This is a genomic window from Maritimibacter dapengensis, from assembly GCF_019218265.1.
GTDB classification, from domain to species: Bacteria; Pseudomonadota; Alphaproteobacteria; order Rhodobacterales; family Rhodobacteraceae; genus Maritimibacter; species Maritimibacter dapengensis.
Window position 1 is genome coordinate 1 of the sequence record NZ_JAHUZE010000006.1, and the last position, 25,787, is coordinate 25,787.

A 25,787-nucleotide genomic window follows, 5' to 3' on the forward strand; every position below is an offset into this window, starting at 1 on the left:
AACCCCGCAGGCCCGCCGCCGCTGCGCTATGTGAGGGCTACGCAGCGCCGGGCCTGCTCACCACCAAGGGGGTCAATATTGGATGCCGATAGGGGGTCAAACTTCAATGCCGATTGACATTCACCACCGTCTTAGTGTGCGCGTCGAGTTGCTTCCTGATCGCGTCCTTGCGTGCTTCGATGCCGTCTTTTTCGCCGGAGAGCTTCGTATACGTGCCGCAAAGCTCGGACACGTCCTCGCGGTGCCGGGTCTGGATCGCCGTCAGGCGGGCCAGCTCGGTCTCAGCCGCCTTGAGGTCGCCCGCATCGGCGGCTGCCTTCTTGTTGGCGATGACGACATTCGCCGCCCGGATCGCGGTGTTCGCCGCCTCGATGGCGGCGATGGCGCTGTCATAAGCAGCGCGCACGACCGTGAAACCTTCATCCGGCGCGATCGGTTCGAGCGGTACGGCCGCTTTGCGGTCGAGAAGGTCGGTCGCCCCGGTTGCAAGCCCGCGGATCGCCTCGACGGCATCGGCCGGCAAGGCGAGGGCAGGAGCCTCGATCGCGCAATACTTCTGCCAGAACTCCACGCCGCCCTTATTCTGTTCTGCGATGGTGCCAAGGCGGGCAAGGGCAGCATCGCCCATGTCCCGCGCGATGCCCGCTTTCATGGTAGCAATCTCTCCCGCAAGCGCCTCATAACGCTCGCTGAACACGGCCCGAAAAGCGGCGATCAGCGGAAGCCCCCGAATATCTTGCCCACAGAAAGGACAGGTATCGTCGGCATGGCCGAGGCCATCCGCGATCCAGTTGCCACCGCTGGCCGTCATGCCATGCGCGGCCAGGTGCGCCGACAGTTGTTGCTCCGCATCCTGTGCGATGGCGTCGATGGTGCGCGCCAGCATGCCGGTGAAATCCTCCGGCAGGGCCGGAATAGGAAATTCGGAAAGGGCAGGGCGGGCGCGCAGCGCCCCGGCCTGCCGCAGCGCATCCACGCTGCGCGCCTGCGCCTCGATCTGCACCGCAATGTCGGGCGTCTCTGGCAGGGCAATGAAGGTGTCCAGTTTCATGCCAGCCGGCACATGCGGCTGAACGGCTTTTCCCGCCGTGCTAATTTCGCCGGTCTTGGCGCGACTCTCGGCGGCCAAGTCGGCATCCTTCGCTGCGAGCTTCACACCGGCGTCGCCGACGATGACACGATAGAGATTACGTTTGTGCTCGATGTCCACGACCTCGCCGGAGTGGACGTTCTCGGCGACAAACACCCCGTCGAAGATAGAGATGTCCGGCTTGGTCGCATTCCACGCCGTGCCATCAAAACGGGCCTGTCCGCTGTCCAGCAGCAGCTCGATCGCCGGTGCGTCGGTAGCGCCAAGAGTCTTGCGGCCGAGGACATGGGCCGGATCGCCAGTTTGTAGTGAGCGGAGGACGGCACAGATCGTTGTTTTGCCGTAGCCGTTTGCACCCGCGATGAAGGTGTGCTTGCCAAGCTGCGGATTAGGGGAAGTGGCGGAGTTGCGGAACCGACCAACGTTCTTAATCGAAATGATCTTCTTGAGCACTTGCTTCCCCCTGAATAATACCGCCACGCCCGCCCGGCAAATGCCGGTAAAGCGTCGCCGGCGAAACCTTTAATCGCGTCGCCACCTCGTCCATGGTGATCGCTGGATCGCGTAATAGCGCCTTGGCGGCCGCCAGATCGGCGGAGGACAGGGCAGGGGGGCGGCCGCCTTTGCGGCCGCGATCGCGTGCAGCCTTGAGGCCCGCGCGAGTGCGCTCGCGGATCACGGATCGTTCGAACTCGGCAAGTGCCCCGAAAATATGAAAGACGAGCTTGCCGCCGGCGGTTGTGGTGTCGATCGCTTCTGTGAGGGAGCGAAATCCGATGCCCTGATCCTCAAGCGTAGAAACCGTGTCGATAAGCTGAGGCATGGATCGCGCCAGGCGGTCGAGCTTCCAGACGACCAGGCTATCCCCCGGACGCATGTATGACAGTGCGGCGGCCAGTTCGGGCCGGTCGCGCTGTCCGCCAGATGCCTTTTCGGTGAATACTTTTTCACAGCCCGCCGCCTTCAGGGCGTCGAGCTGGAGATCGGGATTCTGATCCTGCGTGGAGACGCGGGCATAACCGACGAGCATACAGACCTCTTAAAACTCATCGCACTATGAGGGAATTGAGAGTTTTATTTCAAGAGATAGTTTTGAGAGACCAGAGACCGAGTTTGCGAGCGGAGCAGGGGCTTCTACGGCGGGACTCTCAAAAACGGTGATTTTTGAGATATTTTCTTGTTAGTGCCACCACTATGGTGTATCGTGGTGCAATCTGATGCATAGATGTATTTGCCATGCCTGTCGACGCCCAAAACAACGATGACAAATCCGTACATCGCCTGTCTGTCAGCCTCACGGCGGAGCAGCATCGCGAGATTAACGAAATTGCCCGGAAAAACCGGGTATCAGTGGCATGGGTCGTGCGCGAAGCGATCGACCGCCTTCTGAAGGATGACATGCCGTTACTGCATGTGGGGAAAGAATGAAAATCGCGCGTACCAAATCACGCACCACCACGCCAAAAGGCAAGTCTTTGAAAGTTGCCCCACGTGGTCGCTTCGCCGATTTGGACGAAGATAAGTTACGCGGTGGTTATTACACGTCAGCAAAGGTCGCAGAATGGCTTTGCGGCTGGGCGATCCAGTCCGCTGAGGATGTCGTACTGGAGCCGAGCTGCGGCGATGGTGCCTTTTTGGAGGCGGCCGCACATCGGCTCCGTGAGCTGGGCGGAAAGCCTGCAAAGATCGGGCGAAATCTGACTGGCGTTGAAATCATTCCGGCAGAAGCGGAAGCCGCAACAACGCGCCTTCAGGGCGTGATCGGCAAATCTGCCGAAAGGGTGGTTCAAAACTCGGACTTTTTTGCATGGTGGGCGGACTCTCTTCAGCCCGCCTTTGACGCGATCATCGGCAACCCGCCGTTCATCCGCTACCAATCGTTCCCTGAGCCGCATCGCACCATCGCCATGCAGATCATGGGCGATCAGGGGCTGACGCCAAATCGCCTGACCAACATCTGGGTGCCGTTCGTGGTCGCCGCGACGGCCAGTCTCAAGGCTGGCGGGCGCCTCGCACTCGTGCTGCCGGCGGAAATTCTGCAAGTCACTTATGCGGCGCAGTTGCGCTCCTATCTGACCGATCACTTCGAGCGGATCGACGTGATTGCCTGCAATGAGCTGTTCTTCGAGAAGGCGGAGCAAGAGGTCGTCCTGCTACTTGCTGATGGTGCTTTAGCAACAGCGTCCGAGGACAATACCTGCCGCGTTTCTCTGACAGCCGCCGCAACGGTTGCCGATATTACCGATGTCAAACCAGCCTTGATCCTCGATCGGGCGGAGCCCAAGACCATCCGGCACGACAGCGAGAAGTGGCTGAAATATTTCCTTGATAATCGGCAGATCACCTTCATGCGCGCTCTGCGCGATGCGGCGATCACGACGCCCATGTCCACGCACGCGAGCATCGACGTGGGGGTGGTCACCGGAAAAAATGAATTCTTTGTCCTCTCGGCTAATCAGGTCGAAGATCTTGGCCTTGAGGGCTACACGACGCCGCTGGTATCGCGCTCTGCCCAGCTCAAGGGCAGCAAGATCGGGAAGGCTGACTGGAGGTCCCTGGCCGCTGGCGGTGATCGCGTCCATCTACTCAACATCTCGAAGGCACAAGCCAGCAAGCTCACCGCACAACTGCGCCAATACATCGAGGAAGGTGAGCGGAAAGCATTCCATATGGGATACAAGTGCTCGATCCGAAAGCCTTGGTATCTGGTGCCGTCTGTCTGGGTGCCGGACGGTTTCGCGTTCCGCCAAATTTACGACTTCCCTCGCATGGTGCTGAACTCTTCGGGGGCTACGTCCACCGATACGATCCACCGGATGCGCAGCCACGGCGCGAAGCCTGAACGGGTGATCGCCAATACCTATACCTGGCTCACGGCTGCTTCGGCTGAGATCGAAGGGCGAAGCTACGGCGGCGGCGTTCTGGAGCTTGAACCGACAGAAGCCGAACGGTTGCTTATGCCCGCCCAGCTCAACGGCGCGATGCCGCTCACCGAAGTGGATCAACTCGTCCGTGCCGGCCGGCTCGATGATGTTCTGGAGGAGAATGCAAAGATCATCCTCCGCGAGCACATGGGGCTGACATCGGCAGAGTGTGATCTTTTGAAGAGCGTCTGGACGCAGATGCGGAATCGGCGGAACTCCCGTCGGCGTGGTGCCCGGAAACATACAGCATGACAGCCGTTGACCCGAAGGACGCTGCCCGTGCTCGGGTGGCTGATCTTGTCCAGAACTTCCGGCGCAACGAAGCAGATTATCTGCGTGCGGCCTATAATGAGACGCAGGCGCGCACGGATTTTATTACGCCGCTGCTCGCGGCATTTGGGTGGGACGTGCACAACGTCGCCGGCCAACCGCTCGGGCTTCGGGAAGTTATCGAAGAGGCAACGGTTGAAGTCGGCGAAGAGCGGCTTTCCAAGAAGCCGGACTATGAGCTGCGCCTTGCACGCCAGCGCAAGCTCTTCGTTGAAGCCAAGAAGCCGAATGTGCGCATTGATCGGAGTAGGGATGCCGCATTCCAGACGCGGCGCTACGGTTATTCGGCAAGCCTGCCGATCTCGATCCTGACCAACTTTCATCAGCTGGCGGTCTATGACTGCCGGCCCTCTCCAAACAACACCGATGAAGCGCATGTCGCGCGTATTCTGCTTGTCGGATACGAAGAGTTTGAGGCGCGCTTCGACGAGCTATGGCCGCTTCTGTCGCGTGAGGCTGTGTACTCTGGCGATTTTGATCGCCGCTTCGCCGTCGATGTGACCCGGCACGGTGCCGATCAGTTTGACGACTTTTTCTTGCGCCAAGTGCGGTCGTGGCGCGAGCGTCTCGCAAGAGATATTCACCAGCAAGTCCCCGGCCTGTCGCCGGAAGAGCTGACCTATGCGGTGCAACTGTTCCTTTCGCGGATCGTGTTCCTTCGTATCTGTGAAGATCGCGACATCGAGCGGTATGAAACCCTGCGTGGCCTGACCGCCGGCAACAGTTTTGATGCTCTTATGGCGGAGCTGCGGCGCGCGGACGCCTTCTATGATTCCGGTCTGTTCCGGCTGCTCGATGATGCCAGGCTCGGGATTCGCATCAGCGACGATGTGCTGAGCGGTATCATCAACGAGCTTTACTACCCGCAGAGCCCCTACACCTTCGCTGTCGTGGAAACCGAAGTCCTCGGGGAAATCTACGAGCAGTTTCTGGGCGAGATCATCACGATCGACGCGCATGGCAACGTCGAGATCGTCAGCAAGCCCGAGGTGCGGGACAGCGGCGGCGTCGTGCCGACGCCGCGCTACATCGTCGATGCAATTGTGCAGCGCACGGTTGGGCCGAAACTAGCCGGACAGTCTCCGGCTGATCTCGCAGCCTTCACCGTTGCCGACATTTGCTGCGGCTCGGGCATTTTCCTCTTGTCGGTTTTCGAGTTCCTGACGGACCACTATCTGTCCTGGTATCTGGCCAACGATCGCGCAAACCATGTGGGCCGCACGATCTATGAAGCCGGGGCAGGGCTGTGGCGTCTGACTTTCGAGGAAAAGCGACGCATCCTGCTCGCGCATGTGCGCGGCGTCGATATTGATGCCAATGCGGTTGAGGTCGCCCGCTTTAGCCTTCTTTTGAAGCTGATTGAAGACGAGAGCGAAGCCGGGTTGCGAGAGTATGTCGATCGCACCGGCACGCCGGCGCTGCCGGAGCTGGATGGAACGCTGCGAGCAGGAAATAGTCTTGTCAGCCAGGCGGAGTGGGTTGCGGCGCGTGGCGCACTGCCGGCACGGCTTTTGGATAAGGTCAATCCTTTCTCCTGGGCGGTCGAGTTCCCGGCGGAGAATGCACGAGATGGCTTCGACGTGATCGTTGGAAACCCGCCCTATATCCGCATTCAGAACATGCAGACATACTCGCCGGAGGAAGCCGCCTTTTACCAATCGGCGGGGTCTCCTTACACAACGGCGCGCCAAGACAACTTCGACAAATACGCGCTGTTCATTGAACGCTCGCTGAGCCTTGTACGGCCAGACGGTCGGCTTGGCTTCATTGTCCCGCATAAATTCATGACGATTCAAGCCGGGCGGGCGCTTCGGCGGCTGGTGACGGCCGGGCATCCGCTCGAAGAGATCGTGCATTTCGGCGTGCAGCAGGTCTTCGGACGCTTGGCGACCAACTACACCTGTCTGTTGATCCTCGACCGGCAAGGGACGGCCGATGTGACCGTGGAGCGGGTCGAAGCCTTGGATTTGTGGCGGTATGGCACGCCAGGGCCGAGAAGCACGATGCCGGCCGCCGAGCTGACGGATGATCCGTGGCAATTCGCCGATGCGGCCACGCGCGCGCTGTTTGCACGGGTACGCGCTGCCTGCGGCCGCGAGCTGGGCGAAGCAGCCGAAATTTTTGTCGGAGTCCAAACCAGCGCCGATGCAATTTACATCTTCCGCGAGGTCAGCAGCACGCCAAACACTGTGACGCTGCGGTGGGACGGCCGCGATTGGCCGATCGAGCGGGACATACTCCGGCCTTGCCTGCTCGATGTCACGCTGCAACCCTACGCGCGCGCTGAGGCCAACACCTGGATGATCTTCCCCTATGAGATCGTCAACGGTGCCCGCACGACAGCGCAGTTGATCCAGCCCGCAGACATGGCGCGGCGGTTTCCGCTCTGCCTAGCTTACTTGACAGCGCGTCAAGCTGATCTGCAACGGCGCAATATCGTTGGCGGCACGGCCGCTACCCGGCAATTCTATCAGTTCGGCCGCTCGCAGAGCCTGACGAAGTTCGACAGCCCCAAGATCATCCTGCCGATCCTGTCCCGTGAAGCCCGTTACGCCTATGATGATACCAACATCATGATGACGGGCGGCGGGAACGGTCCCTATTATCTGATCCGGCCACGCAATGGCGCAGCGGAAACAAACTTCTTCCTTTTGGCCGTGCTGCACCACCCCCTGAGTGAAGCGATGGTGCGGACCCATACCAGCCCGTTCCGGGGTGGATACTATTCACATGGCAAGCAGTTCATCGAGCACTTGCCAATTCCGCCGGCAACACCAGCGGAGCGGGCGAATATCGAAGCCCTTGTCACGCAGTTGATCGCTGCAAACGATGCTGCTCAAGCGGCTCGTGTGCCGCATCAAAAGACGCTTCATGAGCGCAATGCGGCCGCGCTACGCGACCAAATTGAAGCGATCGTCACGACATTGTTCGGACTCTCGCCAGCGGATATGGCGCTGGCGAGGGCCGTGCCAATCCCGGCATGACGGCTGCGAGTTCTTTAGAGCGACAGCCTGGACGCGGTTCTTTTACTCTCGTCCATCCCAAGCGTGTCGCGGTTTTGAATGAGAGGGTTCGATGAGGCGATTCAAAATCGACGCGGAAACGCTTCCCGACCTGCCTGGGATGATGCTCGTCACGGTCGAAGCTCTGAAAGAGCTCGGCGGGTCAGCGACGATCCAGGAGCTCGATGAGAAGGTAATCGAGCTGGAAGGCGTTACGGAGACCGAACAAGCCTTCACCATGCCGCGCGACGAAAACCGAACGCGGGTAAATTACTATCTAGCCTGGGCGCGGACCTATCTGAAACGGGGTGAGGCACTGAACAATTCCCAGCGTGGGGTCTGGGCACTGACCGAGGCAGGCTCAGCAATTTCCGATCTTAAGGCAACACGAAAAATCTACGATCAGGTGACGCAGGAAGAACGCGAACGCGCGCGCCTGAAACGTCTCGCCGCGAAGAACGCCGAAGCCGCCCGAGGTGACGAGATCGAAGTCATGGCAGATGACGGCCCCGAAGATGAAGAAGACTGGAAGTCAGCGCTCTTGGCCGTTCTAGGAAAGATAACAGCGGACGGTTTCGAGCGCCTGTCACAGCGTCTTCTGCGGGAGGCGGGCTTCACCAAGGTCGAGGTGCGCGGCAAGTCTGGCGACGGCGGGATAGACGGCGTCGGAGTGCTGCGGGTAAACCTTGTGTCTTTCCAGGTTTATTTCCAGTGTAAGCGCTGGAAAGGGAGCGTTGGAGCAAAGGAAATCCGCGACTTTCGCGGAGCCTTGCAAGGGCGGGCCGACAAGGGACTCTTCATCACCACCGGACACTTCACCAGCCAAGCTTCGGATGAAGCCACGCGTGATGGCGCGATTGCAATCGACCTGATCGACGGCGATCGCCTTTGCGAACTCTTGAAGGAAAACAAGCTAGGCGTTGCGACAGAGATGATTGAACGGGTCCAGATTCAGCCTGATTGGTTTGCAGGCATTTGAGGCGGTCTTCGCCCCTTTGGGGGCGTTCGCGCGAAGCGCCGGACCTGTCGGCGGGTAGCCTTCAGGTTGCCCGCCGACAGGTCACCCTGAAACCGCCCAACACCTGGATCACCCCACAACGCAAAAGGCCCCCACCTGGTGACGGGGGCCTCGATCATTGCGGCGGTGCGGGCTGCTACTCGGCGGCCATCCGGTCGGCCTGCGCGGTGCGGGCCATGATGTAGTCAACAGCCTTCTGCGCCTCGGACGCGGCGCGGAAAATCGCGCGGCTGTCTTCTTTCATCGCCTCCAGCCATCCTTCGACATAGGCCGCGCTCTGATCGAATTCAGGCTCGACACTGATCTGCGCGCACAACATGCAGTTGCCAATCTCCGCGACCAGCTCCTCGAAGGCGTAGGCCTTGCGGTCATTGAACCGGCCCAAGCGGTCCAGCCGCTTTGTCGCCCCTGTCCAGTGGGTCAGCTCATGCGCCAAGGTGCCGTAGTATCCTGCGGTCCGATGAAACGTGCCAATCGGCGGCATGTGAATCCGGTCGGTCTTGATGTTGTAATAGGCGCGCGGCTCCTCGGTCACGTCGATCTGCGCGCCGGTCGCGGCAAAGAAGGCCTCCAGCGCCGGGTCGGCCACGGTGCCCAGATCACGGGGCGGATCGGGCAGGATGTAGAATTCAGCGGGCAAGCCCTCGATCTGGTCCGCATTGAACACACGATAGGCCTTGGCATAGGGGATCTGACGTTCCTCGCCGTTCTCGTCCTCGCGCTCGACGGTGCCGTATTTCACTACGGTCGCGGATTTCTCGCCCTTGCGGACATGGCCCCCAAGCTGCTTGGCCTGATTGAACGTCATCCAGCGGGCTGAGCTGTAATCCCTGGCCATCGCCGTGGCCCAAAGCATCAGGATATTGATGCCCCGATAAGCCTCGCCGTTGAACCGTTCCGGCAAGCTGACCGATACCCCGCCACCGGTCCACGGCTTGCGCCAGGGCGGCGTTCCCGCCTCGATCTGCGCAATGATCTGATTGGTGACATGCGAATAAACGTCAAACTTCTCTGCGGTCATTTGTGACCCTCCTTAAAGTGACGCGGGCCGGGTCTCTTCCCCTTTCCGCCGATGGGCGGGCCTTCCCTCTCTGTTGTCTGGAATGCCCATGCATTCCGGACGGCAGAGCAGGTAAGGGCAAAGCCCGTCCTGCGGCCTGGCGGGGCCGTGACAACCGGGTGGAGGGCGTGAATTTGGGAGGGAACCGCGCGCCTGCGCGTGGGAGGAACCGGAATTCTCGACCGGAACCGACGCCGCAGGCGGCGCTTGCCGGTTTTCTCGGACCTGCCGGGATGGCAGGCGGATCAACAGGATTGGAAACTGTCAGGGTTGGGGTGAGCGGGCGTCAGCCCGTCGATCCTCGGCCCTGCCTATCGCTCAAGGCGAGACCGGGGTCACTGCATAAAAGTGACATTATTGTCCGGCTCGTGCGAACGAACCGGGAACTCATGCGGCATCGCGAAGATCATTTTTCCGAAGGGGCCTGAGGCGATCTGGGCTGAGCGGCGGGTTCATGTTCCACAGATAGTCGCCAGTCAATCCGACATGTGCCCAGCCAAGCGGCGCGATGTGTTTGATGATGTCATTTGGGATGGCAACGCCGTCTTTCCTCAGATCAGTGATTGAGGCTTCCAGATATTTTGTATTCCACAGGATGATAGCGGCGACCAGGAAGTTGAGGCCGGACGCTTTGTGTATCTGATGCTCATAACTGCGGTCACGCATTTCACCGAGTTGGTTGAAGAAGACCCCGCGTGCAAGGGCGTTTCGAGCCTCGCCCCTGGCCAGGCTTGCGCTGGTTCTTTTCCGCAATTCCAGGCTGCGCATCCATTCCAGTGCAAAGAGGGTCCGCTCCAATCGCCCCAATTCGCGCAAGGCAATTGCGAGTCCGTTTTGCCTGGGATATGCGGACAAGCTTTTCAAGATCGCCGATGCGGTGGTGGTCCCGGCCTTGATGGAGGTCGCCAGCCTGAGGATCTCGGGCCAATTGTCGATAATGTGAGCGACCTTGATGGTGCCGCCGATGAAGGGCGTCATGATGGCCGGGGGCTTCATTCCAGGCAGAAGATACAATTTGCGATCCTTGAAGTTTCGCAAGCGTGGCGCGAAGCGGAATCCCAAAAGGTAACACAATGCAAAGACGTGATCCGTCGCGCCGCCAGTGTCCACATGATGCTCTTCGATTGCGACACCCGATTGGTGGCGAAGCAGACCATCCAAAACGAAGGGTGCTTCGCTTTCTGTGGCGGTGATGACGGTCGAGTGGAACGGGCTGAACTGGTCGGAGATGTGGGTGTAGAATTTGAGGCCCGGGGTGCGCCCGTATTTCGCGTTGATGTCTGCAGAGGCTTCACCGCGGCCACCAGCCCGGAAGAACTGCCCATCTGAGGAAGACGTCATGCCGTCCCCCCAGAGCTTGGCCAGCGGGAGATCGCGCTGCATGTCGACCAAACAGGCCAGGGCAGTTGAATAGGTCTCCTCGCGCAAATGCCAGTCGTGCGCCCATGCGATCTGCCGGGCGGACAGATTGTGAGTTGCTGCCGCCATGCGGGACACACTCAGATTGACCCCGTCGGCAAGGACAGCGGCAAACAGCGCCTTTTGATCTTCCGCCGGTCTGCCCGAGCGATAATGGGTGAAGCAATCCGCAAAACCGGTCCAGGCGTTCACTTCCGTCAGCAGGTCGGGGATCTTGATTTGTGGCAATTGCCCATAGACCAGTCGGCTCATGGCCGTGGCGGCGTCGGGTGTTTCGTCTTTGACCGGGGTGATGCTCAGGGTGCCACCCTGAATGGCGGCATCCGGCAACGTCCCAGCTTCGGCCCGGGCCGCGACAACGGCCATGGCCTCCTCAATCTGCAGTTGCCGCTCTGCAAGATAGGTTTCTGCATCCGCCGCGGCGGCGATCGGCAATGATCCCTCGGTACGCAATATCTCGAAGGTGGCCTTGGGGATGAGCCGATCATCGAAGTTGCGGCGCTGCCGGCTTCCTTCGACCCAGACATCTCCTGCCCGAAGCCGATCGCGCAATTCGAAGTAGACGCAAAGCTCGTATGCGCGCCGGTTGACCTCCCCCGGTGCCGGAAAGACAAACGGGCGCCAGGCCTTCCGGATGAACCCGGTCGGCGGGTTGTCGGGCAGGCTGCGCTTGTTCGTCTCATACATAACGCGCAAAAGATCGACCGCGCGCAGAAGGCTGGCGGCACTGGCCGCTCCTTTGAAGGTCAAGCCCCTTAATATCATGGGCGCAAATTGGCGGGCTGTCTGATATTTTCCGATGAGCTCCGAGTATTTGTCGGGCTTTCCGTCTCCCAGGGCAGTCTCAATTGCGGCCGTCGCACTCTCGATCTCATCCCAATTGGCCGTGTCCAGCATCCCGTTGAGATCGCCGGTTTGCAGGCGCGCTGTCAGAGCCTCACGGCAGAAGGTTTTGAGAGACTGCAAGGGGCGGATGATGTCCATCAGGAGCTGGGATGCTTTGTCGGAACTTTGCTGTTCCGCCTTTCGAAAGCTCCGACCCAGCAATTTATCGAACATATCCAATGCAAGGTCGGTGAGCTGTTCTTCCAGCCGCAAACAGGCGGCCGACAATACAGCCCATAGCCGGGGCAAGGCCATACGCCGCAGGTTTTGCACCGTGATCCGCAAGCCTTCGCCGGCCAGACTGTCGAGCGCCGATGTCGAGATGTTCTGACGCAAACTGGTGGGCAAGCCGATCTCCCGAACCACCATCAGGCGATCCAGAACAGCCTTGATGGATTTGGCCGAGGCTGATTTGGGTGCTGCTTTCAGCCAGCTCAGCATCGACACCTCGCCCGATTCAGGTGGCGCAATCAATGCACGCAGGGCGTCGTGGTGATCCGGATGCAGGTCCCGGGTCAGAGCGGAAATCCTGACATTTTCCGCACGCCGGATCGCGTGCCTGACAATCAGTTCAACGGTACGTCGCGCCGGGACCAGAATACGCCGGCGCCTCAGTTCTTCAATCAACGAGATCGCCAAAGGCTCGGCCCGCAGGTCTTCTCCGGCAGATGGTGTCAGCCAATGAACAAGTTCCCGCACGAGGGATCTTGTGAAGGCCCGATAGCCGAACCGGGCCATGATTTGCGCGATATGTTCGCGTCGCGTTTGCGGGCGTCGATCATAGACCGCCAGATCGGAAGCGCTGGCATCAACCTGATCTGCAAGAAAGGCCAGCATCACGTCGTTGGGCTGTTCTCCAACCTCGCGAACCCGCCCGGGATGGCGCATGTAAGCCAATGATACGGCATAGCCCAGACGGGCGGCAGCGGTTCGTTTTCTGGCGACCGCCTCGATCTCATCCGGGGTGAGCGTACAATACATCGCAACCTCTCGATCCTCCAAAGGCGGCGCCATCAACCGAGACCAAAAACTTGCCGTCAATATTTGTCGCCGTGCCATTTAATATCCTTCTCCCGTTCATGTCCGAGAAACGCTCGTTTGGCGGAACGTCCCGTTCCGTCCGCCAATATGGCTTGACAACGGGAAGTCGGACAAGTTGATTTAAGGACGGGAAAACGGACAGGACTGCCTCAATGGCTCTGATCGGATATGCGCGGGTCTCGACAACAGACCAAAAGCTGGAACCGCAGGTGGATGCGCTCAAAGCCGCAGGCTGCGAAACCGTGTTTGAAGACGTCATCTCCGGTGCCAAAGCAGACCGCCCAGGCCTGAATGATGCTCTGGCCTTTCTGCGCAAGGGCGACACGCTTGTGGTCTGGAAACTCGACCGTCTTGGCCGCTCAATGAAGCACCTGGTCGAAACGGTTACAAATCTCGGAGACCGTGGCGTTGGCTTCAAATCTCTGACCGAAGGCGTGGACACAACCACCACCGGCGGCACTTTGGTCTTCCACCTATTCGGGGCGCTGGCCCAGTTCGAACGTGACCTCATAATCGAGCGCACGCAGGCCGGATTGAAGGCCGCCGCAACGCGCGGCAGAAAAGGCGGGCGCAAGCCAGTCGTCACGCCCAAGAAGCTGGAGCAAGCCAGAGCCTATATCGGTGATGGATTGACGGTCCGCGAGGCCGCAGCGCGCCTCAAAATCAGTAAAACAAGCCTCTATAACGCCCTCAGAGACCAGAAATCCGACTGAAACCTGAAGTGTTCCCGTAAAGTTCGCGCGAGCCGGACAATAACGTCACTTTTATGCAGTGACCCCAATTCTTCGGCCGTTTCCGGAAACTCGAGCGCCGCGGAGTTTGACCCTCGCACCAACTCGTATCGTGAATTCCAGCGACGCACCTCGGCCGCGTTCCACCCGTTCATGACCAGAATGATCGCGGCGATCATCAGCATCGAGGACGGGACCCAGATCGTGTAGCCACCCATGGTTTCGTCGGACAGGGGATCGAGAAACCCGGTTCCCGCCGTTTGGTAGGAGGCATAGAGGCTCACCTCTTTGAGTGTCGTCAAGGAACCCAGAAAAATGTTTGAAACGATCACCGCGAAACCGGAGATCAGCCTTGCGCCGCGCCTCGCGCCCTCAGGGGGATCTCTCGGGTCGAAGAGCATGCCGAAATACCAGATCCCTGCCAGCACCATCGCAAAATGGGCGAACACCTCGATCGCCGCGATGCGCTGAGCAAGTCCGTAAAGCACTGGAATCTGCCAGATAAAGAGCGATGTGATGAGCGCGGCAGTGGCGGTTACCGGATGTGCCAAGAACCGAAATGCAAAAGATTTTCCAAGAGCGCCGAGGTATCGACGCCACCGTCTGTTCAAACCGGCTTGCAATAATCGCCACGGCTGAGAGACCGCGAAGAGTAGTGGTCCTGCAAGGCGGAGGAGAAGGTGCTCCACTTGGTGCACCGAAAAGAGGCTATGCCCCAACGAAGCCAGAGGCGCATTTGTGGCCGCGAGAATGCAGGTCAAGCCAGCGAGGAACAGGGCTTGCCGCCACATAGACACCGTCCCGCGAATGCGAGCGGATCGCACTAGGCCGCGCATGTAGACCCATGCGGCCAAGCTGACGGAAACAAGGGACACTGGCGAAATCGCATACCCAAACGGGTCGAAAAGGAGGAAGTAAGTGATCATCGGCTCCTGTCATTTTGTATTGTCGGCGTATCGACGGATACCGGTGAAAGTCGGGATGTTCCCACAGCGCCACCCCGGGCCAAGGACAGATCAGTGGACATCGTGAGATATTTGCCCTGCATCCACATGAGAAAAAGGTTTTCATAGAAACGTGAGAGCGGGTGGCCGGACTGACCGGCTGGCGCGATGAAATAGGATCCGGCTTCTTCCGAAAACGACATGACCGCCTGAAAATTGGTGCCCGCGCTGGCCGCGAAGGGGCGGTCATTGTCAGAAGAGAACAGCGTTGCAATCAGTGTGTATGGATCGCCCGAAGATGGGGCTTCGAGAGACAGCAGATCGCTGATGATCCCACTCGATCGGATTGGCGCCCACCCCATATTCAAAGCGTGTGCTTCGCCCCAGACCCAATCTGACGGATCGGGTCCGTAGCGGTCGACAAGCCAGCCGATGGCATCATCCAGGGCCGCACGAACCTGATCCTGGCAGGTCTCGATGCGGGTGGACGGGCGGATGTCGCACCAGATTGCGCTCCCTCCGCGATCTGAAAGCACCGCAAATAGGATATCGGCATTTGGCCTGGCCCAGACCGTTGTCGCGGATGGAAATTCATCCTGAAGTATCCGTTTTTGCAACGCGCGCGCCCAGGCCCAGAACACGAGCGGTTCCGGTGAAAAGCGATCCATGTCGCCATTCCATTGGGCAAGTTGACCCAGAATATCGCCGCGAAGCTCATCTGCGCGGTTCTCTTTGAGAGCGCCTGCGGAACCCACGAACCAGAGCTCTTTTGCCATTATAGGAAGAAGCGCCCGCGCGGCAGTGCTGACCGTGTCGCGCTGCGCCGCAATCGCGCCCTCGACCGAGAATATCGGTTGCCGCACATCAAGAGCTGCCAGACGGGCGTCTCGAAACGATAAAGGCGTTTCGACCTCCCTGTCAGGCCAGCGAGCAAAGATTTCTCGGCCGATGGCAAGAATCTCCAATCCGGCTGGTGCCAGGTTCATGCTTGCGTCCATAGCATCGTTCACATCGGCGGACCGCGCCAGACGGTCAAGCATCATCAGAAAATTGCCGGCCTTGGCAGCGGTGGGACTCACTGGCTCTTTAAGGGCAGTCAGTGACAGAGATCGGAACGCCCAAGCGACGCGTTCGCTGCGACCGACGACAATGAAGGGCACACCCGGCATTGTAGCCCCAATCGCGGCTCCGGTCGGGAGTTGAATATCCGCCAGGTACCATTCAGAAGGCAGCGATAAGGGGCCACGTATATCGGCGGCGAGAATTGGTGCTCCCGAAGCTGTTCTGTCTCCAGGCAACGCCCAAGCATCGAGGCTGACCTTGGGCGAGGTCACAAACAGCTCGGGCAAAAGAGGTCGATCTGACAAGCCGGACAGGTCACTCTGGCGTCTCTCGGGTTGAAGATCGTTCAGAAACGCTTGGACAAGTCTGAGACTATCGACGGGTCTCCAGGCAGCGATCATTCTCTCATCCGCGATCAACAGATCGGGTGAGCCTCTGCCGCGCCCGCCTTCGGATACCAGACCAAGCCACGCGTTGACACCTGCGGCATATGCGTCGAGCGCTTGGGCTGTCGAAGGCTCGACTTCGATCGTCTGGTCAAGTGGCAACAAGGCTTGCGCTGCCCGCCTTGCCCTCAATAACTGGCCAAGCCTGTCCTGAGCGTGAACGAAACCAAGCGCGAAATAGGCGTCCGCAGCGGAGTCTGCAGAAATGTGCGGTATGGCCGCAGCATCTCGCAGAATATCGACTGGACCTTCGATTCCCGCAACACTGAAATCCTCGTCATAGTCGGGGACGGAGGCGCGCAAAAGAAAGTAGACGACACCGGATACGGCCAGTCCTGATGCAAAAATCGCCAGGAGCAAGTACAGTAATATGTTGAACAGTCGTTTCAATTCGTTGCCGGTGCCAAAGCATTCTCAAGACGTGATGCGCAAGAGGATCACCGAGGCGAAAAAAGCGAGTAGGCCGAAAGCAATACCGAAGCCTGTCGCGTATTGAAGTATATCCAGGCGGTTCCCTTTCCGCCGTTGCGCCAGGTAGCCACCCCAGAGCGCCCCTCCGACAAAGCCTGCGAGCACCAGCATCACGATTCCTCCGATTTTGATTTTTCTGAATTGAAACATCGTCTGGCCGATCCGACGGTAAAGGCTAAGGCCCAGACCGCACAGATGAGCGCCAGCGATGTCCAATCACCGAAACGTGCGTAAGGTGTAGGCGCAAGCGCTGTCGGCAGGCTGGCATCTATGACTCCAGTTTGTCCGGTCTCGAGGCGCGCGATGATCTCTCCCTTGGCGTCGATGATCGCGGAAATCCCCGTGTTGGCCGCCCGGACCACAGGAAGCCCTTCTTCGACCGCGCGCATGCGCGCGGAGGCGAGGTGCTGCTCGGGGCCGATGCTGGTACCGAACCAGGCATCATTTGTTGCGTTGAAAATCCAGTCGGGGCGAAAAAGGTCATCGACCACCTGGCCCGGAAAAATGATCTCGTAACAGATCGCCACCGCGACCAGAGGCGCACCCGGGATCGCCAGCGTGCCTGGCCCTGGTCCTGGCGTGAAATCGCCCAAACCTTCGGTGAGCCGCTCAATCGGCAGCCAGCCTCTCAGGGGCACATATTCCCCGAACGGAACAAGATGATGTTTTGCATATCCCGTCAGAATTTCGCCGTTGCCGTCATAGGCTTGAACCGTGTTGAAATATCGGGTTTCCCCATCGCCCTCTACGCGGTCAGGCACTCCTGTCAAAAGGATCCTGCCGTCTGGCAGAACCGTGGATAACCGCCTGCGCGCCAAGGCGTCCTCGTCCAGAAAACCGGGAAAGGCCGTTTCCGGCCACAGCAGCAGGTCGAAGCGTCCAGGTTGCGCAGACAAGCTCAAGTATTTTTCCAGTGTTCGCTCGCGGCTCCCCGGCGCCCACTTCTCGACTTGCGGCACATTGCCTTGGACGATGCGCAAAGCGATGTCCGTCGTCGGCAAATTTGTCCCTAAACGCAACGCGCCGCCACCCCAGAGGCCCATCACCGCAACGGCGAAGAGCACGAGAACAGGCACGCGTCTATTTGGTGCCGCCACAATCAACACACCGGGCAACAGCCCGATAAAGACCGTGAGAAAGCTTAGCCCATAGCTTCCGACCCAGGCGGCGGTTTGGCGCAGGGCGGCGTGATCGACAAGGGCATAAGCGGCAAGGTTCCACGGAAACCCCGTCAGGACATGCCCCCGCAGCCATTCCAGTGCGACCCAGCAGGTTGCAAGCAGCAGGCCCGCTGCAATGCCGCCGACAGCCCGGCGCTGCATCACGGCAGCAAAAAGCATCGCTGTCAGAGCCGGGAAAATGGCCAGTCCGGCGGACAGTCCCGCGACTGCCGGAATCGCAAGGGCACCGAAACGTTCGGAATCGACGTAGAAGCTCTCGGCGATCCAGGAAACTCCAAACCCGAACTGGCCTATTCCGAAGGCCCAGCCGATGAAGAAGGCAGGCGCTGTCGAAACCTGCCGGAGCATGAGAAAAAGTGCTGAGAAGGCGACCGGAACAACGATGAGCCATGAGAATGGTGGAAGGGCTAAATCCGTTAAACCGCCCGCCATAAAGCTAATCCCTGATCGCAGGGAAATGTAACGGCCACGACCCGTCAGTGGTCGCAAGCCCGTCATCATGTGCCAGTCTGAAACTTGGCGCTCAACCAAGGGGCTATGAGCAGTAGGCCCACGCCGCCGACCACGAAAACATCCGCCATGTTGAAGGCGGGCCAATGCGTGGATCCGGCGTAGAAATCGAGGAAGTCCGTCACACCCCGAAACCGGATGCGGTCGAGGACGTTGCCGAGCGCGCCACCGATAATCGCACCATAGGCGATAGCCTCAACCGGGTTGGCAGTGCGCACCAACATGACGGTCAACCAGCCACAGACAGCGAGGGCCAACACTGTAAGGCTCCACCATGGCGCTCCACCAAGTAATCCGAATGTCACGCCATCGTTGCGCAGGTAGATGAGATTGAAACCGGGAAAGACCGGAATTCCGGCGCTCAAATCTGCCGCATTGGCGACGACAATTGCTTTTGTCACCTGATCGACAAGAAAAGCACTTCCAGCCGCAATGAAACCTTGGAAATGGGACTGTTTCATCTCATCATCCCAGCCATACATCGAGGAACAACATGATCACGAGGCCGACCGCGAGACCGAGTGTCGCCCTGTTTTGATGGCCGGAACGGTGGGTTTCCGGAATGATTTCGTGGCTGATGACGTAGAGCATCGCCCCGGCGGCAAAGGCGAGGCCCCATGGCAACAGCGGCTGCGAGATGCTGATGATCCCAGCCCCAAGAAGCCCGCCTACCGGCTCGACAAGACCTGTCAGGGCGGCAATCCCCCACGCACGGCGCCTGGAATATCCCTCACCAAGCAATGAGACCGCTACTGCGAGACCCTCGGGAGCGTTTTGCAGCCCGATGCCAATCGCAAGCGGCAAGCCACCAGAGAAACCGTCAGCCCCAAACCCGACACCAACGGCGAGTCCTTCGGGGAAATTGTGGATCGTGATCGCAATGATGAAGAGCCAGACGCGGCGCAGCGAAGCAGCGTCTGGGCCTTCCCGCCCGGTCTTGAAATGCTCATGCGGCAGCCGCTCGTTCATCAGAGCAACGGCACCCATGCCAAGCAGGAGCGCAACACAAACGATGGCCGCCGGGAGAGCACCGTTGTCGGACTGTCCTTCGGCTGCGTCGAGAGCCGGGATGATCAGCGAGAAGAACGATGCAGCGAGCATGACACCCGCTGCGAAGCCAAGCAGCAGATCGCGCGTAGCCCGGGAGGGGATGCGCCCGAAAAGAACAGGGGTCGCCCCGACCGCTGTCAGCAATCCGGCGGCCAGGCTTCCAAGAAAGCCAAGGGTAATTGGGGAGAAGGGTTCCAAGCGCTGAGGTCTCGCCGATACGTCAATCAGCGGCCGAATAGCTACTAAAGATCTCGGTCGATCCATCGCCGCGGATCAGGAAGACGTCATAAGCCTCACGATCATCCTCCGGTCCCATGCCCGGCGAGCCATAGGGCATTCCCGGCACCGCCAGCCCCACCGCATCTGGACGCTCATCCAACAAACGCTGAATGTCTGATGCCGGCACATGACCCTCGATCACGTAGCCGTCGACCAGAGCCGTATGGCAGGAGACCATGCGCTGAGGCACGCCATTGTCGAGTTTGAAGCGCACAAGAGATCCCCCGAACATGTCCTCGCCTGTCGGTGCGAAGCCGTTTGCCTCGAGGTGCTTCATCCAGGACAGGCAACACCCGCAGCCATTTGTCTTCCGGACTTCGATCTGGATCGCATCGGCGACAGCTTGTGCCGCGGGAAACATGGCCAGCGTGACTGCAAGGGCGGGAGCCAGTCGTTTCATGGATTAAAGCCTTTCGGTTGTTGTTTGCACAAATTCGCTGGCGAGCCTCTCAGCGAGTAGCGAACGCGCCTCAGACAGTCGTTCAAGCGCAGCAGTGTCGTCTGCATCCCGCTCGGCCGCCTCTGCCAGTCGCTCGTCTGAAAGAGGATCGGTCGGGCGACCATCCACCAGAATCTCGTAGTGCAGATTGGGACCGGTCGCGGTGCCGGTCGCACCGACGCGACCGATCATGTCTCCGGCCATCACGCGCTGCCCTTGTTCGAGGCTGTCCGGCACCTCGCTGAGATGTGCGTAGCGTGTAAGTGTGTCGGATCCATGCGCAATCTCCACCACCCGGCCATATCCACCACGACGTCCGATAAAGCTCACGCGTCCGGGCGCCGTTGCTTTTACCGGCGTACCGCTTGCCGCGGCAAAGTCGACGCCGGTGTGCATGCGCACATTCCCATAGACTGGGTGTGTGCGACGGCCAAAGACGGAACTCAGCCGCGCTCCTTCCACCGGTTGCGCAAACACGCGCAGCACTTCTCCGTCGACATAGATCGTCGCTTGACCGCTGCCGTCGTCCGGCCAGACGATCTCGTAGACCGATCCACCAAGATCCAGCTCAGCGAAGGCAAGCTCAGGCTGACCAATTCTCTGGGTGCCGTCCCGTGCCTCGCGCCAAAGGAGGCGCATCGTCTCGCCACCGGAAAGTTCGCGTCGAAAATCCACTGTGCCGCCCAGCATCTGCGCCAGGTCGACCGCAAAGCGTGCAGGAATGCCTGCTTTGTCCAACGCCGCGAAGACAGAGCTTTCGATCACTGCCTCGCCCGCGAACGTTACCATTTCAGGGTCTGGCTCCAACACGCGTGTGACAAATTTTTGACCAAAGACCGTTTCGATCCGCACCCCATTGTCAACTGCCAGTTCCACGCGGCTCGGATTTCCGTCAACCTTTGAGATCACGGTGATCTCGTGGCCCGGGCGCAATCGGCGCAGATCATATTCTGCTCCAAGCGCGAGCGCGATTTCGGCGCGCGCAGGCGCAGCGATACCCGCGTCCGCCAGGACCGCATCCAGAGTCTCGCCCGACGCAATCTCACGCGACCAGGTGATCAAAGGCGGTTCAATCTCGGGCAAGGCGGTTTCTGCGAAGACAGATTGCAAGAGCGGCAGAGGTCGCATTGGGCTAGCATTGTCGGCGTGAAATGCAGCGGGCGGTGTCACATCGTAGTCGGCGATCTGAGGCATCGAGAGCGGATCGGGAGTCCAGAGGGTCGCTTCAGCAATCGCAGGAGGCACTGCCTCTTTGGAAAGAACGCCAGAAATGGCGATGGCGGTCAGCGAAAAAGCGCCTGCGATTGCCACGGTCGCCAAAACAATTCTAATCTTCATGTTGCCCCCTCTACGTATTCTGTCAGTGCACGCCGGATCTTCGGCACTGCGAATTCTCTTGGCTCGTGATAGTCAATCATGGTGACAAGTTCACCCTTGGCATCGAACAGGAATACGCTTGCCGTATGGTTCATTGTATAGTCGCCGCCTTCGGTCGGGACGCGCTCATACGAGGCACGAAATCCTTCTGCAGCGCGGGCAATCTGGTTTGCCGGCCCAGTCCAGCCGCGAATAGCCGGATGAAAATAGCCGACATATTCGGCCATGGCCTCGACCGTGTCCCGCGCCGGATCGACTGTGATAAAGACCACGTTCATCTGCGCGGCTTCGTTTCCGAGATCTTCAAGCCAGCCTGAGATATCCGATAATGTTGTGGGGCAGACATCCGGGCAGTAGGTGAACCCGAAAAACACCATGGTCGGGCGTCCGATCAAGGTTTCTGGGCCCACTTCATTGCCTTCGTGATCGGTCAGTCGGAAATCCATCGCCGACAGGGGGAGAGGCCTTTGGCCGGCCGGTTTTGGTGCACCGGGACCATCCACCCGCCACCAACCGACGCCGAGCATCAGAGCGACAGCGCCTACACCGGCTGCACCGTATTGGACCACATGCCGACGCTGCATCAGCTCTCCGGCCCGCGCGCGGCGATGCCCAGAATTGGGACCTCGACAGTCACTTCACCACCGTCCGAAAAAGTCAGTGTCAGCGGAAAGGTCTCGCCTTCGATCATCGGGTTTTGCAGCTTCATGAGCATGGCGTGCAATCCGCCCGGCTTCAACGCAACGCTTTGGCCCGGTTCAATCGTGATCTCGCCAGCAGGCGCCATTGAACTTACGCCTTCGGCGTTGGTTTTCGTCTCATGGATCTCGGGCATCATGGCCAATGGTGTTGTAAGCCCGGTCAGCGTGACCGTGTCTTCACCGGTGTTGCGCACAGTCATATAGGCGGCACCAGGGCGGTTGACGCCGATTGAAGCACGGGACCACGCGTTTTCGACGACCACATCCTCCGAACCGGCAAATACCGGAGTCGACGTGCCCGAGAGCAGTAAGAGAAGGCTCAAGCCCTTGATGTAGGGTAGTTTTTTCACGAACAATTCTCCTGTATCTAACCGAGCGTCAATTTTGGCTGGCCGCAACTTCCGCAGCCACCAGCCGCCGTAGTTCGGCCTCACCGAACGGGTCTAGCGGTTTGGCGTTAACGAAGAACGTAGGCGTTTGTCGCACGCCTACCGCTTCGACATCAGCGCCGTCCTGGTTGAGCACTGCCACGACACCGGGGGCCAGCATCTGTGTCCGAGCCGCTTCGACATCCAGACCACCGCTTGCGGCAATCTCAAGGATCAAACCCGGTGCCGGAGTGCCATGGGACGCCCATCGCGGCTGCTCGCGCAGGACCGCTTCCAGTACGGGTTCGAACACATCCTGCATCCGCGCAGCTTCGAGAACGCGGATCGCTTCCACCGAAGCGTCCCCATGAAAGGCAGTGTATCGAATTACGACACGGACCGCATCACCGTGCTCAGCCATTATATCTTTGACCACGGGATAGAATGCGCGGCAGGCCTCGCAAGCTGGATCGAAAAACTCGACAATCGTGACAGGTGCCGTTTCGGGGCCGAGGATCGGGGAATAGGACCGGATCAGCAAATCGTTCACTTCGGGCGCGACAGGTACTGCCTCTGCCATGGGTTGGGGGCGGGTGGCATACCAGGCCGCGCCGCCAAAACCTGCGGCACCAACAGCCAGAACGGATAGAATGAGTCCGCGTCGATTCATGTTTGTTTTTCCTTCAGTGAAATGGCCGACAGCATCCCGATCATCGTGAAGGCGACAAGCGCCATCAGCGGAATCGGAATGCCGAAGACCACCTGGTTGTCGTCGGTACAAGAGGGGCCGGTCGCCGTGCAGGGCTGGATCGCCTCGGGGATCAGCCCGACATAGAGGCCGATGTGATACAACGCCACTGCCGCCCCCCCAAGCGCCAGTGCAACGCCATAGCGTCCCACGCGCGGATCCTGCCACCACAGCCCGAGCCCAAGAACGATAGCCAGGGGGAACATGAAGGCGCGCTGGAACCAGCAAAGGACGCAAGGCGTTTGACCAAGGACTTCACCGATGAAGAGCACGGCAAGCGACGCGGTGAGCGCAATGATCCACGCTAGGCCAAGGGGCGTGTGTCCGGAAAGTCGGGTCATGGCGATTAGATCCTCTCTCTCAGATCGGCGAGGATCTCTTCGGCGGGTGTGCCATAGGGCCAAGAGTCCGCGAAGCCAGCTTGCGTGTCGAAAAGGAAAAGATGCGATGTGTGCCCCATTGTATAGCCATCCGGCGCGCTGGCCTCTTCGATCCGTTCGAAGTAGATCGGAAAGGTTTCAGCGGTTTCAGCGATCTGATTGGATGTTCCGGTCAGACCGATGATGCCTGCATCAAAGCGCGGCACAAAGTCGGCAAGAGTCATTGGCGTATCGCGTTCGGGATCAATCGAGATGAAGATCGGCTGCACTTTTGCGGCATCCTCGCCAAGTCCATCCATGACCGCCGCCACTTCTGCAAGCGTCGTCGGGCAGACATCGGGACAATTGGCAAACCCGAAGAACACAAGCATCCAGCGGCCCGCAAAGTCTTCTTCGGTGCGGATCATGCCTGTGTGATCCGTCAGTTCGAATTTCGCAAAGAAAGGTTGTCCGTCCTCGGCTTCGGCGCGGTCGGCGCGGTAGTCTGCCCACAGTAATAGCCAGATGAAAACGAGCGCCGCGACGCCCGCCAAAACCCATAGCACTTTTTGAAGACCCGAAAGCTTCACGCCGCTCCGCCCGAATTTGATTCTATATTTTTAGAGCGTTTACACCCTCTAGCTACTGTAGGTTCAAGTCCTATTCTGGAAGAAAAAGCGGTGTTCACCGACCTGTGACATGCCGAGCGGAACTTGTGCCGCAAAACGCTTGAAGCTACACGGACTGTAGATAGTTTGGAGAGATGGTATGTTTACAATCGGCACTCTGGCTAAAAAGACCGGAACAAAGGTGCAGACGATCCGCTATTATGAGCAGATCGGACTCTTGCCCGAGCCTGGGCGATCGGCTGGCGGTCAGCGGCGCTATGGCGATAGCGAGCTTGACCGCTTGTCTTTCGTCCGGCATGCGCGGCAACTCGGGTTCTCGCTGGACGCGATCCGTGAGCTTCTCGATCTGAGCGATCATCCAGAAAAGTCTTGCGCGGAGGCCGATGCCATCGCTCGCCGACAACTCAAGCAGGTTGAGCAACGTATGGTCCGACTTGAAGCCCTTCGGACGGAATTGCAGAGGATGGTGCATGAATGCAGCGGCGGGCACACGGCCGATTGCCGTGTGCTGGAGGTGTTGCGCGACCATTCCGAATGCCTGACGGACCACGACGAGATTGGCGCCTGAGATGCCGGCAGCACTCGCCTATCCGCTCGCGGCATTGGCCGAGATCGCCGGATGCTTCGCCATCTGGGCATGGTGGCGCCTCGGCGCGTCCGCCCTTTGGCTCGTGCCCGCTGTGGCGGCGCTGGTGGCGTTCGGCTGGCTTCTGGCACAGGTCGACACCGTGGCTGCGGGACGCGCCTTTGCGGCCTACGGTGGGATCTATATTGCCGCGTCCATTCTTTGGATGTGGCTCGCCGAAGGGCAGCGGCCGGACAGGTGGGATCTGCTCGGCACCACTGTATGCTTGTTGGGTGCCGCTATCATCCTCGCGGCACCCCGCGGAGCGTAAAAAACGGCATTGCTCCTACAGTAGCTTTAGCTTTTACAACGGTGCGCGTTTCACAGGCTAAAGCAAGGCACGAATTGAATGTTCGAAATCTCAGGTGTTGGAATCGTCGCGGCTTTTCTGGGTGGCGCTATATCCTTTCTGTCGCCTTGCGTCTTGCCTCTTGCACCTGGCTACGTCTCTTACATCGCGGGACAGCCCGCCGCGAAATCCGGGGCGGCGCGCAGCATTGCCGAACGGGCGCGCAGCGTGGTCCTGAGTTTGTGGTTCGTGCTCGGGTTTTCGACAGTCTTCGTGGCGCTCGGGGCCGGGGCAAGTCTTTTGGGCGGGATGCTCTTGCGCTGGAAATACGAACTCGGGCTTGCGGGTGGCTTTTTGATCGTCTTGTTCGGACTTGTCATGATGGGCGCGATCAAGATCCCCGCCATGATGCGTGACACGAGGCCCGACGTGAAAGTTGACGGCGGCAGCGCCGTCGGAGCCTACCTTTTGGGCCTTGCCTTTGCCTTTGGCTGGACGCCCTGCATAGGCCCTGTACTCGGGTCGATCCTGGCAGTGAGCGCGACATCTGGAGCGGACGGAATGGCCTTGCTGGCAATCTACTCCGCAGGACTTGGAATGCCGTTTCTGATCATAGCGCTCTTCACCAACGAGATTGCAGGCAGGCTAAAGCGGATCGGTGCGGCTGGTCGATGGCTCTATCGTATATCGGGCGGTCTGATGGTGCTGATGGGTATCGGCGTGATGACAGGTCAAATCAGCCGCCTTGCCTTCTGGCTGCTCGAAACCTTCCCGGCCCTTGGCACGATCGGATAAAATCATGATCGAAA

25 protein-coding genes are annotated in these 25,787 nt (G+C 59.5%); 8 read left to right on the plus strand and 17 right to left on the minus strand.

From position 1 onward, the window contains the following. Positions 1-103 precede the first annotated feature (103 nt). Together KJP28_RS20095 and KJP28_RS18515 are read right to left on the minus strand one after the other, a co-directional pair. Entirely contained in the window at positions 104-1,543 is a 1,440-nt protein-coding gene (locus tag KJP28_RS20095; RefSeq protein WP_218394046.1) for an AAA family ATPase, read from the minus strand. Then, complete coding sequence (locus KJP28_RS18515) at positions 1,518-2,120, minus strand: recombinase family protein (protein ID WP_218394047.1); 603 nt, start codon at positions 2,118-2,120, stop codon at positions 1,518-1,520. Before KJP28_RS18515 ends, KJP28_RS20095 begins: the two co-directional genes overlap by 26 nt. A 206-nt stretch (positions 2,121-2,326) precedes the next feature. Between KJP28_RS18515 and KJP28_RS18520 the strand changes: the two genes are divergently transcribed. The 4 genes from KJP28_RS18520 to KJP28_RS18535 all read left to right on the plus strand — a co-directional run bounded on the left by KJP28_RS18520 (position 2,327) and on the right by KJP28_RS18535 (position 8,325). After that, a complete protein-coding gene (locus tag KJP28_RS18520) occupies positions 2,327-2,518 on the plus strand; it encodes a ribbon-helix-helix domain-containing protein (protein ID WP_218394048.1) in 192 nt (63 codons plus the stop codon). Continuing rightward, complete coding sequence (locus KJP28_RS18525) at positions 2,515-4,266, plus strand: Eco57I restriction-modification methylase domain-containing protein (protein ID WP_218394049.1); 1,752 nt, start codon at positions 2,515-2,517, stop codon at positions 4,264-4,266. The genes KJP28_RS18520 and KJP28_RS18525 overlap by 4 nt, the downstream gene beginning before the upstream one ends. Further along, a complete protein-coding gene (locus KJP28_RS18530) occupies positions 4,263-7,328 on the plus strand; it encodes an Eco57I restriction-modification methylase domain-containing protein (protein WP_218394050.1) in 3,066 nt (1,021 codons plus the stop codon). The genes KJP28_RS18525 and KJP28_RS18530 overlap by 4 nt, the downstream gene beginning before the upstream one ends. A 139-nt stretch (positions 7,329-7,467) precedes the next feature. Then, entirely contained in the window at positions 7,468-8,325 is an 858-nt protein-coding gene (locus KJP28_RS18535; RefSeq protein ID WP_218394051.1) for a restriction endonuclease, read from the plus strand. Between the two features lie 175 nt (positions 8,326-8,500). On the opposite strand, the gene KJP28_RS18540 is transcribed toward KJP28_RS18535, so the two are convergent. Together KJP28_RS18540 and KJP28_RS18545 are read right to left on the minus strand one after the other, a co-directional pair. Continuing rightward, entirely contained in the window at positions 8,501-9,385 is an 885-nt protein-coding gene (locus tag KJP28_RS18540; protein ID WP_218394052.1) for an ArdC family protein, read from the minus strand. 426 nt (positions 9,386-9,811) lie between these two features. Next, positions 9,812-12,787, minus strand: a complete 2,976-nt coding sequence (locus KJP28_RS18545) for a Tn3 family transposase (RefSeq protein WP_036562625.1) — start codon at positions 12,785-12,787, stop codon at positions 9,812-9,814. A 134-nt stretch (positions 12,788-12,921) separates the two neighbouring features. On the opposite strand from KJP28_RS18545, the gene KJP28_RS18550 reads away from it, so the two are divergent. Next, the gene (locus KJP28_RS18550; RefSeq protein WP_036562622.1) at positions 12,922-13,482 is read left to right on the plus strand and encodes a recombinase family protein; all 561 of its coding nucleotides are present in this window, start codon (positions 12,922-12,924) and stop codon (positions 13,480-13,482) included. Here KJP28_RS18550 and KJP28_RS18555 read toward each other — a convergent pair. The 13 genes from KJP28_RS18555 to KJP28_RS18615 all read right to left on the minus strand — a co-directional run bounded on the left by KJP28_RS18555 (position 13,449) and on the right by KJP28_RS18615 (position 23,989). Beyond that, complete coding sequence (locus KJP28_RS18555; RefSeq protein WP_255552476.1) at positions 13,449-14,426, minus strand: cytochrome c oxidase assembly protein; 978 nt, start codon at positions 14,424-14,426, stop codon at positions 13,449-13,451. The two genes, KJP28_RS18550 and KJP28_RS18555, sit on opposite strands and share 34 nt — an antisense overlap. Next, positions 14,423-16,342 carry a penicillin acylase family protein gene (locus KJP28_RS18560; RefSeq protein WP_218394053.1) on the minus strand — a complete coding sequence of 640 codons (1,920 nt, stop codon included), beginning with the start codon at positions 16,340-16,342 and terminating at the stop codon, positions 14,423-14,425. The genes KJP28_RS18555 and KJP28_RS18560 overlap by 4 nt, the downstream gene beginning before the upstream one ends. A gap of 24 nt (positions 16,343-16,366) precedes the next feature. Continuing rightward, positions 16,367-16,534: a hypothetical protein gene (locus KJP28_RS18565; protein WP_005641387.1), complete on the minus strand. Its 168-nt coding sequence runs from the start codon at positions 16,532-16,534 to the stop codon at positions 16,367-16,369. Further along, entirely contained in the window at positions 16,534-18,036 is a 1,503-nt protein-coding gene (lnt, locus tag KJP28_RS18570) for an apolipoprotein N-acyltransferase (protein WP_418887941.1), read from the minus strand. Before lnt ends, KJP28_RS18565 begins: the two co-directional genes overlap by 1 nt. Before the next feature lie 65 nt (positions 18,037-18,101). Continuing rightward, on the minus strand, positions 18,102-18,596 hold the full coding sequence (gene lspA, locus KJP28_RS18575) for a signal peptidase II (RefSeq protein ID WP_081979728.1): 495 nt from the start codon (positions 18,594-18,596) through the stop codon (positions 18,102-18,104). Beyond that, on the minus strand, positions 18,580-19,362 hold the full coding sequence (locus tag KJP28_RS18580; protein WP_043754952.1) for a ZIP family metal transporter: 783 nt from the start codon (positions 19,360-19,362) through the stop codon (positions 18,580-18,582). The genes lspA and KJP28_RS18580 overlap by 17 nt, the downstream gene beginning before the upstream one ends. 22 nt (positions 19,363-19,384) lie before the next feature. After that, positions 19,385-19,843 (minus strand): DUF411 domain-containing protein, encoded by a 459-nt coding sequence (locus tag KJP28_RS18585; RefSeq protein WP_043754949.1) that lies wholly within the window; start codon positions 19,841-19,843, stop codon positions 19,385-19,387. Between the two features lie 3 nt (positions 19,844-19,846). Continuing rightward, on the minus strand, positions 19,847-21,220 hold the full coding sequence (locus tag KJP28_RS18590; protein ID WP_218394054.1) for a peptidoglycan DD-metalloendopeptidase family protein: 1,374 nt from the start codon (positions 21,218-21,220) through the stop codon (positions 19,847-19,849). Then, complete coding sequence (locus tag KJP28_RS18595) at positions 21,217-21,843, minus strand: SCO family protein (protein ID WP_043754945.1); 627 nt, start codon at positions 21,841-21,843, stop codon at positions 21,217-21,219. The genes KJP28_RS18590 and KJP28_RS18595 overlap by 4 nt, the downstream gene beginning before the upstream one ends. After that, positions 21,843-22,310 carry a copper chaperone PCu(A)C gene (locus KJP28_RS18600; RefSeq protein ID WP_418887940.1) on the minus strand — a complete coding sequence of 156 codons (468 nt, stop codon included), beginning with the start codon at positions 22,308-22,310 and terminating at the stop codon, positions 21,843-21,845. The genes KJP28_RS18595 and KJP28_RS18600 overlap by 1 nt, the downstream gene beginning before the upstream one ends. Positions 22,311-22,338: 28 nt before the next feature. Continuing rightward, positions 22,339-22,998 (minus strand): DsbA family protein, encoded by a 660-nt coding sequence (locus KJP28_RS18605; protein WP_043754942.1) that lies wholly within the window; start codon positions 22,996-22,998, stop codon positions 22,339-22,341. Next, positions 22,995-23,417, minus strand: coding sequence for a disulfide bond formation protein B (locus KJP28_RS18610; protein WP_218394055.1), 423 nt, complete (start codon positions 23,415-23,417; stop codon positions 22,995-22,997). Before KJP28_RS18610 ends, KJP28_RS18605 begins: the two co-directional genes overlap by 4 nt. 5 nt (positions 23,418-23,422) lie before the next feature. Next, on the minus strand, positions 23,423-23,989 hold the full coding sequence (locus KJP28_RS18615) for an SCO family protein (RefSeq protein WP_218394073.1): 567 nt from the start codon (positions 23,987-23,989) through the stop codon (positions 23,423-23,425). A gap of 214 nt (positions 23,990-24,203) precedes the next feature. Here KJP28_RS18615 and KJP28_RS18620 point away from each other — a divergent pair, with 214 nt between their 5' ends. The 3 genes from KJP28_RS18620 to KJP28_RS18630 all read left to right on the plus strand — a co-directional run bounded on the left by KJP28_RS18620 (position 24,204) and on the right by KJP28_RS18630 (position 25,773). Further along, positions 24,204-24,632, plus strand: coding sequence for a MerR family transcriptional regulator (locus KJP28_RS18620; protein ID WP_218394056.1), 429 nt, complete (start codon positions 24,204-24,206; stop codon positions 24,630-24,632). A 1-nt stretch (position 24,633) separates the two neighbouring features. After that, positions 24,634-24,960, plus strand: coding sequence for a YnfA family protein (locus KJP28_RS18625; protein WP_218394057.1), 327 nt, complete (start codon positions 24,634-24,636; stop codon positions 24,958-24,960). A gap of 78 nt (positions 24,961-25,038) precedes the next feature. Further along, on the plus strand, positions 25,039-25,773 hold the full coding sequence (locus tag KJP28_RS18630; RefSeq protein WP_043754919.1) for a cytochrome c biogenesis CcdA family protein: 735 nt from the start codon (positions 25,039-25,041) through the stop codon (positions 25,771-25,773). Positions 25,774-25,787: the final 14 nt, after the last annotated feature.

Excerpts from the sequence above, each read along its gene's own strand:
- lnt (WP_418887941.1), bottom strand. The coding sequence starts at position 18,036 with ATGGCGGGCGGTTTAACGGATTTAGCCCTTCCACCATTCTCATGGCTC.
- KJP28_RS18630 (WP_043754919.1), top strand. The coding sequence starts at position 25,039 with ATGTTCGAAATCTCAGGTGTTGGAATCGTCGCGGCTTTTCTGGGTGGC.
- KJP28_RS18610 (WP_218394055.1), bottom strand. The coding sequence starts at position 23,417 with ATGACCCGACTTTCCGGACACACGCCCCTTGGCCTAGCGTGGATCATT.
- KJP28_RS18525 (WP_218394049.1), top strand. The coding sequence starts at position 2,515 with ATGAAAATCGCGCGTACCAAATCACGCACCACCACGCCAAAAGGCAAG.
- KJP28_RS18595 (WP_043754945.1), bottom strand. The coding sequence starts at position 21,843 with ATGCAGCGTCGGCATGTGGTCCAATACGGTGCAGCCGGTGTAGGCGCT.
- KJP28_RS18625 (WP_218394057.1), top strand. The coding sequence starts at position 24,634 with ATGCCGGCAGCACTCGCCTATCCGCTCGCGGCATTGGCCGAGATCGCC.
- KJP28_RS18520 (WP_218394048.1), top strand. The coding sequence starts at position 2,327 with ATGCCTGTCGACGCCCAAAACAACGATGACAAATCCGTACATCGCCTG.
- KJP28_RS18590 (WP_218394054.1), bottom strand. The coding sequence starts at position 21,220 with ATGAAGATTAGAATTGTTTTGGCGACCGTGGCAATCGCAGGCGCTTTT.
- KJP28_RS18555 (WP_255552476.1), bottom strand. The coding sequence starts at position 14,426 with ATGATCACTTACTTCCTCCTTTTCGACCCGTTTGGGTATGCGATTTCG.
- KJP28_RS18550 (WP_036562622.1), top strand. The coding sequence starts at position 12,922 with ATGGCTCTGATCGGATATGCGCGGGTCTCGACAACAGACCAAAAGCTG.
- KJP28_RS18545 (WP_036562625.1), bottom strand. The coding sequence starts at position 12,787 with ATGGCACGGCGACAAATATTGACGGCAAGTTTTTGGTCTCGGTTGATG.
- KJP28_RS18620 (WP_218394056.1), top strand. The coding sequence starts at position 24,204 with ATGTTTACAATCGGCACTCTGGCTAAAAAGACCGGAACAAAGGTGCAG.
- KJP28_RS18530 (WP_218394050.1), top strand. The coding sequence starts at position 4,263 with ATGACAGCCGTTGACCCGAAGGACGCTGCCCGTGCTCGGGTGGCTGAT.
- KJP28_RS18585 (WP_043754949.1), bottom strand. The coding sequence starts at position 19,843 with ATGAAACGACTGGCTCCCGCCCTTGCAGTCACGCTGGCCATGTTTCCC.
- KJP28_RS18540 (WP_218394052.1), bottom strand. The coding sequence starts at position 9,385 with ATGACCGCAGAGAAGTTTGACGTTTATTCGCATGTCACCAATCAGATC.
- KJP28_RS18605 (WP_043754942.1), bottom strand. The coding sequence starts at position 22,998 with ATGAATCGACGCGGACTCATTCTATCCGTTCTGGCTGTTGGTGCCGCA.
- KJP28_RS18535 (WP_218394051.1), top strand. The coding sequence starts at position 7,468 with ATGATGCTCGTCACGGTCGAAGCTCTGAAAGAGCTCGGCGGGTCAGCG.
- lspA (WP_081979728.1), bottom strand. The coding sequence starts at position 18,596 with ATGTATGGCTGGGATGATGAGATGAAACAGTCCCATTTCCAAGGTTTC.
- KJP28_RS18515 (WP_218394047.1), bottom strand. The coding sequence starts at position 2,120 with ATGCTCGTCGGTTATGCCCGCGTCTCCACGCAGGATCAGAATCCCGAT.
- KJP28_RS18565 (WP_005641387.1), bottom strand. The coding sequence starts at position 16,534 with ATGCTGGTGCTCGCAGGCTTTGTCGGAGGGGCGCTCTGGGGTGGCTAC.